This window comes from Pseudoflavonifractor phocaeensis (assembly GCF_016901955.1).
Lineage (GTDB): Bacteria > Bacillota > Clostridia > Oscillospirales > Oscillospiraceae > Flavonifractor > Flavonifractor phocaeensis_A.
This window is the reverse complement of record NZ_JACJLC010000151.1, coordinates 1-3,384: the sequence shown is the minus strand read 5'-3', so window position 1 is coordinate 3,384 and position 3,384 is coordinate 1. Positions and strand designations below refer to the sequence as shown.

The 3,384-nt window shown below is 62.9% G+C and carries 2 protein-coding genes; both read left to right on the top strand.

Translation table 11 applies throughout. From position 1 onward, the window contains the following. Positions 1–91: 91 nt before the first annotated feature. Positions 92–232, top strand: a complete 141-nt coding sequence (locus H6B51_RS16580) for a hypothetical protein (protein ID WP_204884707.1) — start codon at positions 92–94, stop codon at positions 230–232. Positions 233–320: 88 nt separating this feature from the next. After that, positions 321–3,317, top strand: a complete 2,997-nt coding sequence (gene ygfK, locus H6B51_RS16575; protein ID WP_204884706.1) for a putative selenate reductase subunit YgfK — start codon at positions 321–323, stop codon at positions 3,315–3,317. The last annotated feature ends 67 nt before the right edge of the window (positions 3,318–3,384 follow it).

Genomic DNA, 3,384 nt, shown 5'->3' with positions numbered 1-3,384 from the left:
TGGGGCGAGCTGAACCACTGCACTTACTGATTGCCAAGATAAGTGCGTTGAGCTTGTCCGCACCAAGCGTTTTGCCTCTAGCAAAACCTTGATGCCGGGGCAATTCATTCGCCCCGAGCAGATGAAAAGACCGGGGTCCCCGACCGGCCTGCCGGGTGAGGCCAGGATCAACGCCTGGACCATGGAGCAGGCCAAGAAGCTGTGGGGCGAGCTGAACCACTGCACCTATTGATGAAATCGGGCCGGGAGAACGGCATCTGGCCCCCAATCCCAATACAAAACATAATTCCGAGTTATGATGATAACTGGAGGTTTTTATTATGAGCGACATTATGCGTCCCATGCCTTTTGCCCACCTGATGAACTGGATCCTCAGCGAGTACAAGGCCCAGGGCTCCATCTTCGGCGTGTCCAAGCTGGTGAAGCACGACAACGGCAAGGCCCTGCCCATCTTCGAGGAGAAGATCGAGTCCCCCTACGGCCCCGCCGCCGGCCCCCACACCCAGCTGGCCCAGAACATCGTGGCCGCCTACGCCGCCGGCTCCCGGTTCTTCGAGCTGAAGACCGTGCAGATCATGGACGGCGACGAGCTGTCCAAGTGCGTGGCCAAGCCCTGCATCACCGCCGCCGACGAGTGCTACAACTGCGAGTGGTCCACCGAGCTGTACGTGCCCCAGGCCTATGACGAGTATGTGAAGGCCTGGTTCGCCTGCAAGCTGCTGGCCCGTGAACTGGAGCTGGGCGACCCCAACGGCTTCGTGTTCAACATGAGCGTGGGCTACGACCTGGCCGGCATCAAGAGCGAGAAGATCGACAAGTACATCGAGGGCATGAAGGACGCCTCCGCCACCGCCGTGTGGCAGGAGTGCATGGACTGGGCCCTGGCCAACCTGGACAAGTTCCAGAAGGTGGACGAGGCTTACGTGAAGGCCATCACCCCCAAGGTGTCCAACTCCATCACCGAGTCCACCCTCCACGGCTGCCCCCCCGACGAGATCGAGCGCATCGCCACCTACCTCATCACCGAGAAGAACCTGAACACCTACATCAAGTGCAACCCCACCCTGCTGGGCTATGAGTTCGCCCGCAAGACCCTGGACGGCCTGGGCTTTGACTACATCGCCTTCGACGACCACCACTTCGTGGAGGACCTGCAGTGGGAGGACGCCGTCCCCATGTTCCACCGCCTGATGAAACTCACCGGCGAGCGGGGCCTGCAGTTCGGTGTAAAGATCACCAACACCTTCCCTGTGGACGTGAAAGCCGGCGAGCTGCCCAGCCAGGAGATGTACATGTCCGGCCGCTCCCTGTATCCTCTGTCCCTGTCCCTGGCCGGCAAGCTGGCCAAGGAGTTCAAGGGCATGCTGCGGGTGTCCTACTCCGGCGGCGCCGACATCCACTCTGTCAAGCGCCTCTTTGAGGCGGGCATCTGGCCCATCACCATGGCTACCACCCTGCTCAAGTCCGGCGGCTATCAGCGGTTCAGCCAGATTGGCGAGGAGCTGATGGACATCAGCTACGACGCCTGGGCCGGCGTGAATGTGGAGAAGGCCGCCGCCCTGGTGGACGAGTTTGGCGGTGACGGCTACTATCAGAAGCCCATGAAGCCCATCCCCAGCCGCAAGCTGGACAAAAAGGTGCCTCTGGTGGACTGCTTCCTGGCCCCCTGCCGCAACGGCTGCCCCATCGAGCAGGACATTCCCGCCTACCTGATGCTGGTGAAGGCCGGCAAGTTTGAGGAGGCCCTCCAGGTCATCACCCACCGCAACGCACTGCCCTTCATCACCGGCACCATCTGCTCTCATCGCTGCCAGGACAAGTGTATGCGCAACGCCTATGACGAGAGCGTGTACATCCGCGGCCAGAAGCTGAAGGCTGCCGAGGGCGGCTTCGAAGCCCTGCTGCCCAAGCTGCGCCCCGCCGCTCCCGTGGCCGGCAAGAAGGTGGCCGTTATCGGCGGCGGCCCCGCCGGTATGTCCGCCGCCTATTTCCTGGGCCGCTCCGGGGTGGACGTGACCATCTTTGAGCGCAAGGACTCCCTGGGCGGCGTGGTCCGCCATGTCATTCCCGCCTTCCGTATCAGCAACGCGGCTATCGACAACGATGTTAAGCTGATGGAGGCCATGGGCGCCAAGGTGGAGCTGAATTGCGAGGTCAAGAGCGTGCAGGAGCTCTTCGACAAGGGCTACACCCACGTGATCCTGGCCACCGGCGCCTGGAACAAGGGCAGTGCCGGCATGGAGTACGGCGAGGAGATGAACGTTATCGAGTTCCTGGAGGCCGCCAAGAAGGCTCCCGAGAGCCTGAACCTGGGCAAGAACGTGGTGGTCATCGGCGGCGGCAACACCGCCATGGACGCCGCCCGGGCCGCCAAGCGGATCCCCGGGGTGGAGAAGGTCTCCCTGGTCTACCGCCGCACCAAGCGTTACATGCCTGCCGACCAGGAGGAGCTGGAGTTCGCCCTGGAGGACGGGGTGGAGTTCCAGGAGCTGCTGGCCCCCGTGGGCGTGAAGGACGGCGTACTCACTTGCAAGGTAATGGAGCTGGGCGAGCCTGACGCCTCCGGCCGTCGCTCCCCCGTGGACACCGGCAAGGTGACCACCGTGGCCGCCGACACCGTCATCACCGCCGTGGGCGAGAAGGTGGACACCGCCCTGTACACTGCCAACGGCCTGGAGGTCAACAACCGCGGCCGGGCCGTGGTGAACGCCGACACCATGGAGTCCTCCGTGAAGAACGTGTTCGTCATTGGTGACGGCCAGAAGGGCCCCGGCACCGTGGTGGAGGCCATTGCCGATGCCACCAAGGCCGCTCGCGCCATCCAGGACTTCGACGTTGACGTGTATGTGGAGAAGAACGTGAACCCCGACTACCAGGCTCCTTTGGCCAAGCGGGGAGACCTGTGCACCGACTGCAAGAACTGCGACGACGCCCGCTGCCTGGGCTGTGCCACTGTGTGCGAGACCTGTACCGAAGTGTGCCCCAACCGGGCCAATGTGGCTGTGGCGGTGCCCGGCATGCGGATGCGCCAGATCATTCACGTGGACGGTATGTGCAACGAGTGCGGCAACTGCGCCACCTTCTGCCCCTATGACTCCCGGCCCTACAAGGACAAGTTTACCCTGTTCTGGAGCGAGGAGGACTTCAACAACAGCGAGAACGAGGGCTTCCTGAAGCTCAATGGCTCCAATACCCGGGTCCGTCTGGGCGGCCAGGTGAAGGAGTATGACGTGGCCGACGTCGGCTGTGGCCTGTACGAGCCTCTGCGTAAGCTGATCTGCGCTGTATATGACAGCTACAGCTACCTGCTGAAGTAACAGAGACCATCTGCCTGCCTGCCCCCAGGCAGGGCGCATCGCCTCAGCCATGGCTGGGGCTTTGCGC

Coding starts and splice junctions, on each gene's coding strand:
- H6B51_RS16580 (WP_204884707.1), top strand. CDS start 92: ATGCCGGGGCAATTCATTCGCCCCGAGCAGATGAAAAGACCGGGGTCC.
- ygfK (WP_204884706.1), top strand. CDS start 321: ATGAGCGACATTATGCGTCCCATGCCTTTTGCCCACCTGATGAACTGG.